At 66.8% G+C, this 14,648-nt stretch carries 13 protein-coding genes and 1 pseudogene; 6 read left to right on the plus strand and 8 right to left on the minus strand.

Annotation, left to right across the window (positions count from 1 at the left end):
• Positions 1-3: 3 nt before the first annotated feature.
• Positions 4-981: a Bug family tripartite tricarboxylate transporter substrate binding protein gene (locus tag ACILR9_RS19565; protein WP_395711635.1), complete on the plus strand. Its 978-nt coding sequence runs from the start codon at positions 4-6 to the stop codon at positions 979-981.
• 165 nt (positions 982-1,146) lie between these two features.
• Here the strand turns inward: ACILR9_RS19565 and ACILR9_RS19570 are convergent, their stop codons facing one another.
• From ACILR9_RS19570 to ACILR9_RS19585, 4 genes are all read right to left on the minus strand, one after another.
• A complete protein-coding gene (locus tag ACILR9_RS19570; RefSeq protein WP_395711636.1) occupies positions 1,147-3,570 on the minus strand; it encodes a M4 family metallopeptidase in 2,424 nt (807 codons plus the stop codon).
• Positions 3,571-3,690: 120 nt separating this feature from the next.
• Positions 3,691-4,272, minus strand: coding sequence for a hypothetical protein (locus tag ACILR9_RS19575; protein ID WP_395711637.1), 582 nt, complete (start codon positions 4,270-4,272; stop codon positions 3,691-3,693).
• A complete protein-coding gene (locus ACILR9_RS19580) occupies positions 4,269-4,526 on the minus strand; it encodes a PqqD family peptide modification chaperone (RefSeq protein ID WP_395711638.1) in 258 nt (85 codons plus the stop codon). Before ACILR9_RS19580 ends, ACILR9_RS19575 begins: the two co-directional genes overlap by 4 nt.
• A complete protein-coding gene (locus ACILR9_RS19585) occupies positions 4,423-5,640 on the minus strand; it encodes a radical SAM/SPASM domain-containing protein (protein ID WP_395711639.1) in 1,218 nt (405 codons plus the stop codon). Before ACILR9_RS19585 ends, ACILR9_RS19580 begins: the two co-directional genes overlap by 104 nt.
• A gap of 96 nt (positions 5,641-5,736) precedes the next feature.
• Here ACILR9_RS19585 and ACILR9_RS19590 point away from each other — a divergent pair, with 96 nt between their 5' ends.
• The 5 genes from ACILR9_RS19590 to ACILR9_RS19610 all read left to right on the plus strand — a co-directional run bounded on the left by ACILR9_RS19590 (position 5,737) and on the right by ACILR9_RS19610 (position 11,304).
• Positions 5,737-8,844, plus strand: coding sequence for an ATP-binding protein (locus ACILR9_RS19590; RefSeq protein ID WP_395711640.1), 3,108 nt, complete (start codon positions 5,737-5,739; stop codon positions 8,842-8,844).
• A 273-nt stretch (positions 8,845-9,117) separates the two neighbouring features.
• Complete coding sequence (locus tag ACILR9_RS19595; protein ID WP_395711641.1) at positions 9,118-9,516, plus strand: DoxX family protein; 399 nt, start codon at positions 9,118-9,120, stop codon at positions 9,514-9,516.
• A 98-nt stretch (positions 9,517-9,614) separates the two neighbouring features.
• Positions 9,615-10,598: a tripartite tricarboxylate transporter substrate binding protein gene (locus tag ACILR9_RS19600; protein ID WP_395711642.1), complete on the plus strand. Its 984-nt coding sequence runs from the start codon at positions 9,615-9,617 to the stop codon at positions 10,596-10,598.
• 11 nt (positions 10,599-10,609) lie between these two features.
• Positions 10,610-10,948 (plus strand): Lin0512 family protein, encoded by a 339-nt coding sequence (locus ACILR9_RS19605; protein WP_395711643.1) that lies wholly within the window; start codon positions 10,610-10,612, stop codon positions 10,946-10,948.
• Positions 10,949-10,959: 11 nt separating this feature from the next.
• On the plus strand, positions 10,960-11,304 hold the full coding sequence (locus ACILR9_RS19610; RefSeq protein WP_395711644.1) for a Lin0512 family protein: 345 nt from the start codon (positions 10,960-10,962) through the stop codon (positions 11,302-11,304).
• A gap of 37 nt (positions 11,305-11,341) precedes the next feature.
• Here the strand turns inward: ACILR9_RS19610 and ACILR9_RS19615 are convergent, their stop codons facing one another.
• From ACILR9_RS19615 to ACILR9_RS19630, 4 genes and pseudogenes are all read right to left on the minus strand, one after another.
• Positions 11,342-11,866 (minus strand): UGSC family (seleno)protein, encoded by a 525-nt coding sequence (locus ACILR9_RS19615; protein WP_395711645.1) that lies wholly within the window; start codon positions 11,864-11,866, stop codon positions 11,342-11,344.
• Positions 11,867-12,026: 160 nt separating this feature from the next.
• Complete coding sequence (locus ACILR9_RS19620; RefSeq protein WP_395711646.1) at positions 12,027-13,082, minus strand: hypothetical protein; 1,056 nt, start codon at positions 13,080-13,082, stop codon at positions 12,027-12,029.
• Positions 13,083-13,147: 65 nt separating this feature from the next.
• A pseudogene (locus ACILR9_RS19625) lies at positions 13,148-13,306 on the minus strand (LysR family transcriptional regulator); the annotation flags it as partial.
• Complete coding sequence (locus ACILR9_RS19630; protein WP_395711647.1) at positions 13,306-14,385, minus strand: LLM class flavin-dependent oxidoreductase; 1,080 nt, start codon at positions 14,383-14,385, stop codon at positions 13,306-13,308. The pseudogene ACILR9_RS19625 and the gene ACILR9_RS19630, both read right to left, overlap by 1 nt.
• Positions 14,386-14,648 lie beyond the last annotated feature (263 nt).

The following is a 14,648-nucleotide window of genomic DNA, read 5'->3' on the forward strand; positions in this document are numbered from 1 at the left end:
ACCATGGACCGGCGTGCGCTTCTGGCCGGCGGGCTGATGCTCGCCGTCGCGCCGGCGGCGGCGCGGGCCCAGGAGACGTTTCCGGCGCGGCCGATCCAGATGATCGTGCCGTTCCCGCCGGGCGGCGTGGCCGACATCACCGGCCGGCCGACCGCACAGGTGATGGGCCGCCTCCTGAAGCAATCGGTCGTGGTGGTGAACAAGGCGGGCGCCGGCGGCTCGGTCGGCGCGGCCCAGGCGGCACGCGCCGCGCCCGACGGCTACACGATCCTGATGGCGCTGTCGTCGATCTCGGTGCTGCCGGTGGCCGACCGGTTGCAGGGCCGCCCGCCGGCCTACGAGCTCGACCAGTTCGCGCCGCTCGCCCTGATCAGCGCCGATCCGACCGTGCTGGTGGTCAGCGCCGACGGGCCCTATCGCACGCTGAAGGATCTCGTCGACGCCGCCAAGGCCAGGCCCGGCACGATCAACTACGGCTCGTCGGGCGTCTACGGCACCCTGCACGTGGCGATGGAGATCTTCGCCGCCGCGGCCGGCATCAAGCTGTTCCACATCCCCTACCAGGGCGGCGGCCCCGCGGTGGCGGCGCTGCTCGGCGGCCAGATCGATTGCCTCGCTTCCGGCCCCGCCGCGGCGATTGGCCAGATCAAGGGCGGCAAGATGCGCGCGCTCGCGGTGTGGGGCGACAAGCGGCTGGCCGCGCTGCCCGGCGTGCCCAGCATGGCCGAGCTGGGCTACGACGCTACCTTCTACATCTGGTCCGGTCTGTTCGCGCCAGCCGCCACGCCGCAACCGATCCTCGCCATCCTGCGCGACGCAGTGAAGCGCACAGTCGCGGATGCGGAGTTCAAGGAGGCGATGGCCAAGGTCGAGACGCCGATCGCTTATCTCGACGCGCCGGAGTTCAAGACGTTCCTGGATCGCGACGCCGATCGGCTGCGGATCGCGGTCGAGCGGATCGGCAAGGTGCCGGAGAACTGAACCGCCGCACGTTGGCGTAGTATTCGCCGCCCCAGTCGAAGCGGTCGAAGTCTACGGCGAAGCCACCGTCGCGCCGGGCCACGGCTGCCAGCACCTCGACGCCGGCCTCGACCACCTCGGTGCCGATGCCGTCGCCTGGAATGGCTGCGATCCTGTAGGTCTTCATCATTGCTCTCCAGTGAGGCGAAGCCTGATCAGCGCTGCGTTGAGCGGCAGATCGAAGTTTCGTCGCGAAGTCGCCGCCCTGATCGCCGCTCGGGCCAACGCCCGGCTGCGCAGGGCATTCCAGGCGTCGGTTGCCGTCACGAGGATCCAAGGGTCGGCGAAGTCGGGCAGATCGGCGCTCGCGAGAGTCACCGACTGGTCAACGACGCCGCCGGGCGACAGGCGCTGGCTGTCGAAGTCCGCGTCCACGGATTTCAGGGTCGACGGTTGGGCCGTGGCGTTGCGCTCCCCCTCGAGCAGGACGGACAGCAACGGGATCGCGCGATCGGCAGACACGCCCAGATTGGCGATCCGCACGGTCACGACCACTTCCTTGCCGCGCACCAGATCGATCGGCTCCAGCTGACCCGGCTTCCACGTCCGGCTCTCGCATCCTTCTTGCGCGAACTTGATCACCCATGCCGGCGGATCGAGACCGATCGGCGGCATGTATCGGTCCGGCACGCCATCGGGACGGCCGCGAACCGACAGGATCGGGCCAATTCCGGCGGCATTGCAGACGTTGATGATCTGGGCGGCGTAGAGCCGACAGTCGATCCCGTAATCGCTGCCGTCGTCGAGGACACGATCGAACTGCGATGACGTCGCGGTACTGAGCAGCGCTTCCCGCAGTCGGGCGAACGGTGTGCCTTCCGGATCGTTGTTGCCGATCGACTTGTCCATCAGCACCAGTCGCAGGGCGCTGAACGTCAGGTCGCCGACCGCGGTCGCGCCGATGGCGGTCGCGGTCAGCCCGGTCTCCGGATGACTCAGCGACGTGGCCACTGGCTGCGCCAGCATCGCCAGGGCGCGGGTCACGATCGCACAATTCCAATGCATGTAGCCATGATCGTTGCGCGGCTTGGCGAGCTTCACCGCCTTGTCGTTGGTGGGCGCGAGCCTGGCGAAATCGACGTAATGATTGGGATACTCGCCGCGCTCGACGCGGTCGTTGGGAGAGACCCGGGCGCGCGAGAGCGCACCGGACCACGATGCGTCGCGCAATGCTGCCGCCGCATGGACGTAGCGCGTGTCCGGCCTGACCCACGGCCGATCGAAGATCGCGACAGTGCCGGTGACAAGCACCGCAATGAGATCGGCGAGCGCTTCGTCGAGAGCTCCGCTCTCCAGCCTGTACTCGATCTTGAGGCTCTCGTAGATCAGCCCGTGGGCGATCTCGTGCGCCACGACCGTGTTGTCACTGCAATAGGCCCAGCGTTTCAACCACGAGCGCGGCAGGCTGTCGTCCGCATTGGCGATGACCACGGCGAAAGCGGACTTGCGCCATTCCCCGGGTTGAGCCGCCGGGTAGACCTGGATCGCGACAGTGACGGGGTCGTGCAGGATCGGGCCGATGATGCCATTGCGATCGCGCATATCGAGCAATGCGCCAACGATGTCCCGCGCAAAGGCGTGGGCGTCGGTGGCGACGCCGGGATTGAGGCGCGACGCCGCCGCTGCCTCGTGCCGCCAGCCCGTGCCGACCAGCGGGAGGAATTCCGGCAGGCTGGTGGCCGAGCCTCTCGTGAACCGACCCGTTCGAATATTCGGACCCTGTCGGCTCTGGAACGAATCGTCGACGAGCTGGTATTGATGCGGTGCATCGGCCGGCAGGACATAGAGGCTGGTCGCGCCCGGATGGTAGGGGCCGGTATTGTCGGCCAGGACCTGGGCATAGCTGCCATCGGGCTCGACATGGAGCAGCTTTCCTCCCTTCTCCTCGAGCGACCAATAGACGATGGCGCCGCGTTTCCATTTTCCCACCAGTCGCGGCTGCGCCGGGAACGCGATCATCAGGCAGGCGTGCTGGCTTTTCGAATCGGGGAAGGACCGGGTCGTGACCTCCGAGCGCAATGCCAGCACATCGGGCCGCCCGAAGGCCGCCCGGCTCGCCAGCTTTATCGTCGCATCGGGGTCCGGCGGCACGATGGTGGGCTCGAAGGTCGGCGCCGCCACGAGGCTGTTGTCGAAGCCATCGAGCTGCCAGGTCACCGGAGACCCCGCGGCGGCGGGCCGCGCGGCAATGCGTGCCGTGAGAACAGCGCCGCTGAGCCCGATTGCCTCGCCTCCCACGACAGCGACCTGCTGTCCGGCGATGATGGCCTGATTTGCCGAACGTCCGGTGAGCTTGAATTCCGGTACTTTCGCTGCCGTGCCACTGGGGCTCGGATCGAACAAGTGCCTTCGGTCGGTCCAGAAATGCGCGATGTAGGGGACGACACTGCCGTGATCGAACGACCCCGGCGGAAACGGTCCGAACTTCTGGAAATTGCCGCGCAGCGTCTGAACGACCCGTGTGCCGGTATCGCGCCTGACGTAGCTCAGCTCGCTGTCGGGAAATGCATCAGCGAGGTCATCCAGGGCCTGTAGAACGGGATCGGTCATTGGCACGGCTGCCCTCCTTCGGACATGCTCTGCTAACCTCAGTCCCCGCGGCTTGGCCGCTGACGGGGCACGCTCCGCTCGGCAGCATCCCGCCGAGCGGAAGATCGTGCCCTGAAACCCTCAGTCGTTCGACAATCCTGCACTGGCGCTCATCAGGGCGCGCTGCCCATCGGCGAAGTCCGGATCGACGAAGTCATCGTCGTAGGTGTAGAGCTGCAGAAGCGACATCAGCCGCTCGGTCGCCGCCGGGTCGTTGGCCCAGCGCCGCCGGACCCGCCGAAACATCAGCTTGAACTGCGCGTCCTCCAGCAGCTGCGCCCACTGTGCGATCGGATTATCGCCGCGATACGCCCAGACGGTACGGCATTCGTACCAGCCGCGCTCGCCAGTGGCCGAGATGAAGGTGCCGCGATACTCGATCATCCGATCGTCCTTTTCCGGAATGATCTGCTCGATCCGCGTGATGATGGCGAACTCGTCGTTCTGAAGGTCGCCGATGAAGTCAGGAATGTCGGCCGGCGACACGCCATAGTTCCATTCCCAGAAGGCAATGGTCGGCAGCTTGTCCTGCAGCTCGGGATCGGCCTCGGTCAGGAAATTGGGCGCGCCCTGCGAGCGGACCTCGGTTTCGAGCACGGCGGCGCTCGGCGCGGTGCTTCTGCGGCGCACCAGGGACCGCAGCTTGTCGTGATTGTCGGTCATCTTGTCTCTCCCCTTTCTTGCTCCTTGCCCGCCGGCTGCTCGACGACCAGGCCGAGACGAAAAAGCCGCTCGAGCGAGTCCGCGAACTCGGTCACCGCCCGCGCGCGCTGCTCACGCTCGTCGAAAGTCGACAGGTACTCAGCCTCCGCATCACCTCGTGTCCGTCCGCGGCATAGTTCGAAAACGAGCCAGGCGGCGGGATTTAAGGTGTAGATTTCCCGGGCGGCCGGGTCGTACACGAGGCAGAAGCCCATCTCCGGCACTGGGCGCACGGACAGGTCCGGGACCCTGATCAGCAAGCCAGTCGGGGAGGACACGGAGATCCACTCCATCATTGAGGGACGAGCAGAAGGGATCGGGTGCATCCCATCTGCCATGAAAGGCGTAGGCGGCGGCCCGGCAACCGCCGCGCGTTCCTTCCGACGCCGTGCATTCTGTGCAATGAGCCTCGACCTTGCCTTCGCGCAAGCGCCGATACAGCGGGTCGTTGCGCCACGTCTCGACCAGGCTCGTATGGCGGACATTGCCGAAGTTGACGAACTCGCGCAGATAGGCACAGCCGATCGAATCACCGCGCGCCGAGATGCAGGCCGACTGCCAGCAACAATTGCGGTCATTCGGATGCCATGACTGCATCACGCGCAACCCTTCGGGCGGATCGAGCGACTGCACCGCCGCCATCATCTCGGTCAGCGTCAGCGCGAGCTCGCGCCACAAGGCACGCGCGCGACCGATCGGATAGAAGCGCAGCACGCCGAAACGCTGGGCGCCCAGGGCGCCGGCGAGTCGCATCAGAGCATCGAGCTCCGGCGCCGTCCGGCGATTGAGAATCGTCAGCACATCGACCGGCACGCCCAGTGCGACGAGGTTGCGCACCGCATTGCACGACGCCTCGAAACTGCCGGATGAGCGCGTGAACCATTCATGGGTCTCTGCCGAGGCTCCCATGAAATCGACCAGCACGCGTCCCACGCCGGCATCCCTCAACCGCTGCGCCATCTCGCGATCGATCAGCGTGCCGTGCGTCCGCAGAAGCGTCATCGCCTTGCGCGCGGCATGCCCGAGGACGTCGAGAAAATCGGGACGCCACAGGGGCTCCCCACCTTCGATGTAGAATTGAATGACGCCATCGGCGATCAACTGGTCGACGATTCGCGCCCACTCCTCGCCGCTCAGCTCGTCGGGCTTGGCCTCGGTCGCGCAATCGCCGTAGCAGTGACGGCAATCGAGATTGCAACTTTCCGTATATGAAAGCGCCACCAGCGGCGGAGTTTCGAAGTGTGGCGGTCTCATCTTGAACGTCGCCGAGAACCGGACCAGAGTTGGTTTTACTGAGCAACGTCTGGCTTGTCTATTGCATTCGGCCACGCGAGGTCTGCGCGAGGTCACGCTGGACCGGCGGCGGCAAGGGTGCGGTTGCGAGTGACTGGCTGTATCGCTTGTGGAACCAACAATCCTCACGGCATGCGGTTTTGCGGAAACTGCGGCAGTGCGCTGCAACCCGCGACGGCAATAGAGGGGCCCTCCGAACGGCGTCACGTAACGGTCGCCTTCTGCGACCTCGTCGCCTCGACCGCGCTGGCCCAGCAAATCGACCCCGAGGATTTCGGCGCCGTCATCCTGCAGTTCCGCAACATCATCGCGGAGGCCGTGCATCGCTACGGCGGCCAGATGGTGAAATTCCTCGGCGATGGCGCGATGTTGTGCTTCGGCTATCCGACAGCGCACGAGGATGACACGGTGAATGCCGTCAAATGCGCGCACCGGATCGTCGATGCCCTGAAGCTGATCGATCTCGGCGAGCTCAAGCCGATCAACTGGGCTCCCGCGGCGCGCGTCGGCATCCATACCGGCTTGACGCTTGTGGGAGATCTCGGCACGGGCGAGTTGAACGACCGCGGCACGCTGATCGGCGAGGTGCCGAACCTGGCCGCCCGAATCCAGCAGCGGGCGCCGTCGAACGGCGTCGTCCTGAGCAGCTTCACCCACCGGCTCGTCGAGCGGCGCATCGAATGCCGTTCGCTCGGAACGGTCGAGCTGCCGGGCGTGCGCGATCCGATCGCCCTCTACGAATCGCTCGGTGCCCGGGCCGAGCTCGACGACCCGTTGCACTTCCGCGGCGCGCTTCCCGCTCCTCCGATCGGGCGCGATGCCGAATACAACCTGATCGTCTCGCGCTGGGAGCTTGCCTACTCGGGCAACGGCCAGATCGGCATGGTGATCGCCGAGGCGGGGATGGGGAAGACCCATCTCATGCGTGCCGTCGCCGCGCGCGCGCAACAGGCGAACGCGCGCATCCTTGTGGCGTCTTGCCAACGCGAGACGTCCGGCAGCGTGCTGCATCCCATCGCGGCGATGCTGCGCAAGGAGCTCGGCCTCGCCGACGTCTCGGGCGAATGGGCGATTGAGGCGATTCACGCGGCCATGGAGCGCCTCGGCGGCGACGAGTCGACTTCCGTCGCCGTGGCGACGCTACTGAGCTTCACCGAGCCGGAAGGGACCACGCTGCTCAGCACCTCGGTCAACCGGGCGCGTGCCTTCGCCCTCATCGCCGAGTGGATCGTCTCGACGGGGGACGACCGGGCGACCTTGTTCGTCGTCGAGGATCTGCACCTTGCCGACCCGTCCACGCTCGAGTTCCTTGGCCGCATGACCGGCCACGTGGCAGGCGCCCCTTGCCTGCTCCTCGCCACCGCCCGGCCCGACGTTCCCTCGCTGTGGGATCATCGCAGCCACGGCTTCACCCTGCATCTCGGGCGGTTGCCGACCTTGTCGGTGTCGCGGCTGATCGACGAGTTCGCCGACGGCAATGCGTTGCCGGAGACGACGGTGCGGCGCATCACCCAACGCTCCGACGGCGTGCCACTCTATATCGAAGAGATTACCAAGGCCGTTGTGGAGCACCTGCGCGGCAGCGCTTCCCGGGCGGGCACGCCCGAGCTGGTCATTCCGCCGACGCTGCAGGAGCTGCTGCTGTCTCGCCTCGACCGGCTGGGCAATGCCAAGCCGGTCGCCCAGCTCGCCTCCTGCCTGGGTTTCGAGTTTCCCGGCGAGCTGTTGTTCGCCCTGCGCGACGACGATTCCGCGAGACTGCGCGACATGATCGAAATCCTGGTGCGCGCGGAAATCATGATCAGGCACGGCGTCGGCAGCGGTGCGCACTTCTCGTTCCGCCACGGCCTGTTCCAGGAGATCGCCTACAACTCCCTGCTGCGCAGCCAACGCCATGCCTGGCACGCCGAGATCGCCCACTTGATCAGCTCGCGCTATCCCGAGCTGGCGGAGAAGAGCCCTGAGAATCTGGCGAGGCACTGCGCCGCAGGCGGCCTGCCCGAGCTGGCGATCCAGCATTGGCGCAAGGCGGCCCATCTCGCCTACTCGAGCTCGGGCTTCGTCGAAGCCGTCGAGTTCCTGCGCTCGGCGCTCGAGCAGTTGCCGGAGATCGCTGCAGCATCGACGCACGACGGCTACGAGCTTGCCCTGCAGGTCGACCTGGGAACCGCGTTGATAGCAACCCGAGGCGAAGCGTCTCCCGAGGTCGAGCGGGCCTATAACCGCGCCGAGACGCTCCTTCAGACGACCGACGGCAAGGAACTGAGCTTTCCCGCCTTGCGCGGACTGCAGACGTTCTATCAGGTCCGAGGGCCGCTCAAGACGTCCCACCAGCTGGCGCAGCGCCTGCGCCAGACCGCCAATGCGGCCGGCGACGTCATCTTGCAGGTCGAGGCCCTGCGCCGTCTCGGCTGGTGCCAGTTCTGCCAGGGCCACTTCGCGGAGGCGCGGGAAAACCTGCGGCGCGCAATCGAGCTGTACGATCCCGCCAATGCCCAGCACCACATCGTGCATCACTCGGTCGACCCGACCGTGCTCGGCCGGATCAACCTTGCCTGGCTGGAGTCGCTCGCCGGCAACGGGGAGGAGGCGAGACGCCAGGCGGCCGAGGCGGTTCGTTACGCTGGCGTTCTCGGTCACGGTCTCAGTCTCGCCTACGGCCTCGGTATATCGGCAGCCGTCCACCAGACGCTCGACGAGCTCGAACAGGCCGAGCGCTTTGCATCCGAGACGCAAGCGCTCGCCCGGCGACGGCACCTGCCCTACTGGATCGCTTTCGGCACGTTGATGAAGGGCTGGAGTCGCGCCGCGTCAGGCGACCCGGACGGGCTCGTCGAGCTCGATGCCGGCATCGCCGCCTATCGCGCATCGGGCGCGCGGCTCTTCGTGCCTTACGGTCTCGCGCTCAGAGCCCATGCGCTGGCTGCCATGGCGCGGACGGGAGAGGCCCAGGGCCTGCTTGCCGAGGCGCAGCGCGACATGGCGGACGTCGGGTGCCGGTTCGTGATGCCGCAGGTCCTGCATCTCTCGGCTCTGTGCGTTGCCGCCACGACCATCGATCCGGGCGCAATCAAGGAGGCCTTCGAGGCCGCCTTCACCGAGGCAGCCGACATGGGCGCCGGCCAGGTCGCCCGTGCCGTCCTGGCCGATGGGATGAAGGCCGGGATCTGGACATCGCAGGATATCGCGGCACGACACGATCATGCCCGGAAGGCGCCGCGGGAATTGCCGCTGGGGTGAAGCACCCCTCCGCGCCAACTTCCTATGGGTGAAGCGCCTCTCCGCTGGGAGTGCATGACACGGAAGGTCCCGCGCTGCGCTCGGGGTGACACCGATTCTGTTGCCGCCGACAGCAACGATGTCATCCCGAGTAAGGCGCTTGGCGTCGCAAGCGACGAAAGCGAGGGATCTTTCCGGTACTGACGAGTCCGTGATCAGGTTACTGCTGAGACCGCTTGTCGGAAAATTACCCGCGGGCAAGAGTGGACATCCCTTCCGGAGAAAACACGCGACATGAATCTCGAAGTTATTGCCACCAGCTCGGCCCCCTATCTGCTGAGCGTCCTGCGCATCATGTCCGGCCTGCTGTTCCTGCAGCATGGCACGGCGAAATACCTGAAGTTCCCTGCCCTGCAGGCCTTCGCCAAGATCGAGCCTCTCTCCCTGTCCGGCATCGCCGGCATGTTCGAGCTGGTGGGCGGCGTGCTTCTGATCCTGGGATTGTTCACGCGCTGCACGGCCTTCGTCCTGGCGGGCCTGATGGCCTTCGCCTACTTCCTCGGCCACGCGCCGCGCGGTTTCTTTCCCATCGCCAATGCCGGTGAGCTCGCCGGGCTCTACTGCTTCGTGTTCCTCTACATCGCCGCCGCCGGAGCCGGCCCGTGGAGCCTCGACGCGGCGCGCCGGAAGTAGCTGCAACTGCCCTGCGATCTGCCCTATAGGGTCGTTGTCGGCTCGCCGCGCGCGGCCGTTTCGCTATGCCTGATGACAGGAAACCTGGAGTGACAATCGTGCCCAAGCGCGTTCTGCTTCGCCGACGCACCTTCACCACCCTCGCCGGCGCTGCCGCGTTGGCCGCGCCCGGCCTGGCGCGCGGCCAGGCGAAGTGGAAAGCCGAGAAGCCGGTCACCGTGTACAATCCGTTCGCCGCCGGCGGCGTCACCGACGTGCATCTCCGCCTGCTCGGCGAGACGGCGGGCAAGATCCTGGGCCAGCAGGTCATCGTCGACGTGAAGCCCGGCGCCGCCGGCACCCTGGCCCCGGCCATGCTGCTCAATGCCAAGCCGGACGGCCATGCCATCGCCTGCATGAGCATCAACAGCCTGCGCTATCCGCACTATCAGCAGACCAACTGGCATCCGCTGCGCGACTTCACCTACATCATCGGCCTGTCGGGCTATACGCTGGGCATCGTCGTGCGCGCCGATGCGCCGTGGCGGAGCCTGGAAGAGTTGCTCGAGGCCGGCCGCAAGGAGCCCGAGAAGTACAATTACGGCACCAGCGGCGTCGGCGGCACCGGCCAGCTCATGATGATCGAAGTCGATCAGGCAACCGGCGCCAAGTTCACCCACGTGCCCTACAAGGGCGGCGCCGAATGGATGCAGGCCCTGCTGAGCGGGCAGGTGCATTTCCTGGCCGACGCCTCGCAATGGGCGCCGTTCGTCGACAACGGCCAGTGCCGCATCCTCGCCATGGCGACCGAGCAGCGCATCCCGCGCTACAAGGAGGCGCCGACCCTGATCGAACGCGGCATCAACGTGGTCGGCCAGAGCCCCTACGGGCTGGTCGGGCCGAAGGACCTGCCGCCCGCCACCGTCGAGGCGATCCATCTCGCCTTCAAGGAGGCGATGGCCGATCCGCGCGTCAAGGAGCTGCTCGACAAGTACATCCAGGCCGAATGGTACAAGAGCCCGGCCGCGTACCACGCCTTCGCCGAGAAGTATTATGTCGACGTGAAGCCGCTGCTGGTGAAGGCTGGTCTGGCGCAGAGCTAGGAGGTCAGGCGATGGCGTTGAAGAGGGTTGCCCTGGAGATCGGGATGGGCACCGACATCCGCGGCGGCGATTACACCAAGGCCGCGGTCCGCGCCCTGCGCGATGCGCTATGGCACAACTCGCTCACCGTCGCCGGCGCGGTCGGCAAATCGAGCGACGACATGCAGGTCGAGGTGCTGATCGGCGTGCCCAGGCCCGAGCAGGTCGACACCAGGGAGGTGCTGGCGGTGCTGCCGCACGGCACCGGCACGGTGAAGGTGGTCGAAGGCGGCCTGGAAATTCCCAATGAAGCCGGCACGGACAAGACGGTGATCGCCCAGGCGGCCGCCATCGTCCGGCTCGATCTGTGACGGAGGCCGCGATGCCCGCCAAACGCGTCATCCTCGAGCTCGGCACCGGCAACGACCTGCACGGCGGCGACTACACCAAGGCGGCGCTGCGCGCCGTGCAGGACGCCCTGCACCACAGCTCGCTCGTCATGCTGCGCACCTTGGGCGTCAATCCCAAGACCGGCATGTTCGTCGACGTCACGATCGGCGTGGCGCAGCCTGACAAGGTCGACACCGAAAAGGTGCGCGCCTCGCTGCCGCACGGCGTCGTCACGGTGAAGGCGGTCAAGGGCGGGCTCGACGTGCCCGATCCCGAAGGCAACGACCCGGCCGTGATCGCCAGCGCCGCCGTCTGCGTCCGCCTGGAGCTGCCGTGATGCTGCTTTCCTTCCCCGTAATCGGGGAGGCGAACATTTATGAGCGCACCAGCAGCTTAAAGCCCTGCTCGATGGCGAGGCGCGCCATCGCCTTGAGATCGTCGTCGGTGGCGCTGCTGACCGGGTGGCCGATCACGGCGAAGCCATAGCCCGGCATGCCGAGCACGCGGCTCATCAGCTCGGCGGCGCTGGTGAAGCGCTGGGTCATAACGCTGAAGGCGGGAACGTTCAGGCGCTCGGCGGCGACGGAGTCGTGCAGACTGCACGATGAGCAGCTGCCTCAATCTCCGATGCCGGAGATGACGGCGTCCCATTGCCGGATCTCGGCTGCGATCGGGGCGTCGGCCGGCGCGCTGTAGTTCGACTTGGTCCGGCTCACCACGCGGGCGACGCCGTATTCCTCGCGCAGCATCCGCTCGAGATGACGGAAGAAGCCCTTGGTGCCTTCCTTGCCGTTGGAGATGAAGCCGATCGTGCGGCCTTCCAGCGACGGCAAACGCGGCGCGAGCCGGCCCGCCGCGGGTGCGGTCTCCGGCGTCGGATCGAGAACCTGGAATGTCATGTGCCGCTCCTGTCTTCTATTGCCCTTTTTCGGAGGTCGTCCCTACGGCCACTCCTGTCATCCCGAGCGCAGCGAGGACCTTTAAGGCCGCAAACAAAGTCCCTCGCTGCGCTCGGGATGACAGGAGCATGGTCATCAAAAGCCCCTTCAACTTTTTTCGTCAGCCCTTGGGCGGCTCGCAATCGACGCAGGCGCCGATCGCCAGCGTGACGGCGTGGCTCTTGTTGCCGAGCCAGGGCGGGATGACGGCGCCGAAACCGCCGGCGGGGCCGCCGGCCGCGACGACCAGCAACTGGTCGGGCGACTCCATCGCCGGATAGACGCTGTCGCCGCGATCGCGCACCACGGCGCCCTTGCCGACAGTGGCCCATTCGCGGCGATGGATGCGTGCCCGCTCGTGGATGAAGGCGGCGATGTCGGTCTTGCTCCAGCCGGCGGCCTGCAGGTGTTCGCGCAGCTGCTTGGGAATGATCAGCGCGTAATTGCCGGGATGGATCGAGTAGTGGCGCAGGTTGGCGCGCATCTCGGCAGCGAAGGTTTCGAGGATCTCCTCGGGCCTGGTGGTCCACTCGTTCATGATCTGGCGCGGCGCGCCGGCCGCCATCACCGTCACCGCCGAGGCCTCTTTCGGAATCCCGCGCTGCTCGGCGAGCGGCACCCAGGTCGAATCCTCCTCGTCCTCGGCGACGCAGTAGCTGTACTTGCCGGGATGGCCCAGGGTCGAGCGGTCGATGGCGCCCGGGCGGACATCCATCAGGTTGATCAGGCAGAGCCTGAGCGCCCGGCCGATCACCGCGGTGGCGCGATCGCTGTTGCCCAGCGCATTGAAGGTGCCGGCGGCGCCGAGCTCGCGCCGGATCGGGCCGTTCAGCACCACCAGCACGGCGCAGCCGCCGGTGCTCGCCGTGGCGCCGTGCATCAGGAATTCCTCGCGCATCATCGCCGTCCAGGCGGTGATCACGACCGGGAAATGCATCGGCAGGCAGCCCGCCATGACAGCGTTGACGGCGAGCTTCTCGGCGGTGATCGCGAGCCCGCGCACCGGCTCGATGCCGATCAGCTGGTCGGGCGGCATCATCGCCCAGTCGAGGCAGGCTTCGACCGATTCACGGGTCGGCGGCACGATCGGCAAGCCGTCGGTCCAGCCGTTGCTGTGATAGAGCTCCTGGACGGCGGCGATGCCGTCGACGTCATAGGTCTTGGATGCGAGCTGCACGGGGTGCCTCCATCTGCCAGCATAGTCCTCGCGGCGGACATGCCAAGAACAGCCTGGAACAGCCGCACGTCCAGCGCCGCTTCCAGGCGCTGCACGGCGCGGGTCAGGGCGGGCTGGGAGAGCCGCAGCGCGGCGGCGGCGGCGACGAAACTGCCATACTCGGCCAGCGCCAGCACGGCCTCGTGCTGGCGGGCGCTGAAATCGGGCAGGACGGCGCGGCGCATCAGGTCGCGAGCATGCGCTCGCGATTGCGCTCCCGCAGGATCGGCATCACCCACTTGCCGAAGCGCTCGGCCTCCTCGTCATGCAGGTAGCCCGACAGGCAGAAGGAGTGGCAGCCGAGGTCGATGAAGCTCTGCAGCGTGTCGGCGCATTGCTGCGGGTCACCGACCACGGCGATGCCGGCACCGGGACGCACCTGGGTGATGCCGGTCCACAGATGCGGCTCGATGGTCTCGCCGCTCGCCGCCAGCTCGCGCACGCGGCGGTTGGCCTCCGAGGTCGCGAAGCGCTGGCGCACGAAGGCCTTCTGCGCCTCGCTGGCATGCGCCACCAGCTCGTGCGCGAACGCCCACGCCTCCTGCTCGGTCGGCCGGCAGACGACCTGCAGGCGCATGCCGAAGCCGATGTCGTTCTCGCGGCCATGCTTCGCCGCCATGCCGCGGATCTCCGCCATGTTGGCGCGGATGCGCTCGTAGGTGTCGCCCCAGAACAGATGCACGTCGGAATGCCTGGCCGAGATCTCCCAGGCCTGGCGCGAGCCGCCGCCGAGATAGAATCGTGGATGGGGCTTCTGCAGCGGACGCGGGCGGATCTCGGCGCCCTTGAGCTGGTAGAACTTGCCGTCGAAGTCGATCCGGCCCCGCGCCGTCCACAGCGCCTTCAGGATCGAGACCTCCTCGTCCATGATCTCGTAGCGCTCTTCCTTGCCCCACTTGATGCCTTCCGAAGCGTTCTCCGCTTCGCTCTGGCCGGCGATCAGGTTGATGCAGATGCGCCCACCCGAAAGCTGGTCGAAGGTCGCGATCATCTTCGCCAGCAGCACCGGATTGATGTAGGACGGCCGTGCCGCCACCAGCATGCGGATCGACCTCGAGCGCCCGACCATCATGGCGCTCGAGATCCAGGCCTCCCAGCAGGCGGTCTGCACCGGCACCAGCATGTACTCGAAGCCGGCCGCCTCCGCCGCCTCGACGATGCGATCGAACAGCGCCAGCGATGGCGCCACCTGGGCGCTCGCAAGCCCGTAGGCGGTGGTGTCGCCGGCGGTCGGCAGGAACCAGCCGAATTCCAGTTTGCGCATGCGTCCTCGTGCTCCTGTCGGCTCAACCTTAAGGCTCCGGGACGGAATAATCCCGACGATTTCGCCAATTGGGTTGCTCGAACGATTTGACCTCATCCTGAGGAGCTGCGCGGAGCGTGGCGTCTCGAAGGATGAGAACCAGACGCGATGCCTGTTGCCCATGCTTCGAGACGCGCCCTTCGGGCGCTCCTCAGCATGAGGTGCACCCGAACGCATGCGCAATCTCCGTGACACGGTTGCAGCTGCACTTCTGGCTGGCCGCG

It is taken from the genome of Reyranella sp. (assembly GCF_044224635.1).
Taxonomy (GTDB): domain Bacteria; phylum Pseudomonadota; class Alphaproteobacteria; order Reyranellales; family Reyranellaceae; genus Reyranella.

Bases quoted from the DNA above. Each gene is read 5' to 3' on its own strand.
- ACILR9_RS19565 (WP_395711635.1), top strand. From the start codon at position 4: ATGGACCGGCGTGCGCTTCTGGCCGGCGGGCTGATGCTCGCCGTCGCG.
- ACILR9_RS19570 (WP_395711636.1), bottom strand. From the start codon at position 3,570: ATGACCGATCCCGTTCTACAGGCCCTGGATGACCTCGCTGATGCATTT.
- ACILR9_RS19575 (WP_395711637.1), bottom strand. From the start codon at position 4,272: ATGACCGACAATCACGACAAGCTGCGGTCCCTGGTGCGCCGCAGAAGC.
- ACILR9_RS19580 (WP_395711638.1), bottom strand. From the start codon at position 4,526: ATGGGCTTCTGCCTCGTGTACGACCCGGCCGCCCGGGAAATCTACACC.
- ACILR9_RS19590 (WP_395711640.1), top strand. From the start codon at position 5,737: ATGCGGTTTTGCGGAAACTGCGGCAGTGCGCTGCAACCCGCGACGGCA.
- ACILR9_RS19595 (WP_395711641.1), top strand. From the start codon at position 9,118: ATGAATCTCGAAGTTATTGCCACCAGCTCGGCCCCCTATCTGCTGAGC.
- ACILR9_RS19605 (WP_395711643.1), top strand. From the start codon at position 10,610: ATGGCGTTGAAGAGGGTTGCCCTGGAGATCGGGATGGGCACCGACATC.
- ACILR9_RS19610 (WP_395711644.1), top strand. From the start codon at position 10,960: ATGCCCGCCAAACGCGTCATCCTCGAGCTCGGCACCGGCAACGACCTG.
- ACILR9_RS19630 (WP_395711647.1), bottom strand. From the start codon at position 14,385: ATGCGCAAACTGGAATTCGGCTGGTTCCTGCCGACCGCCGGCGACACC.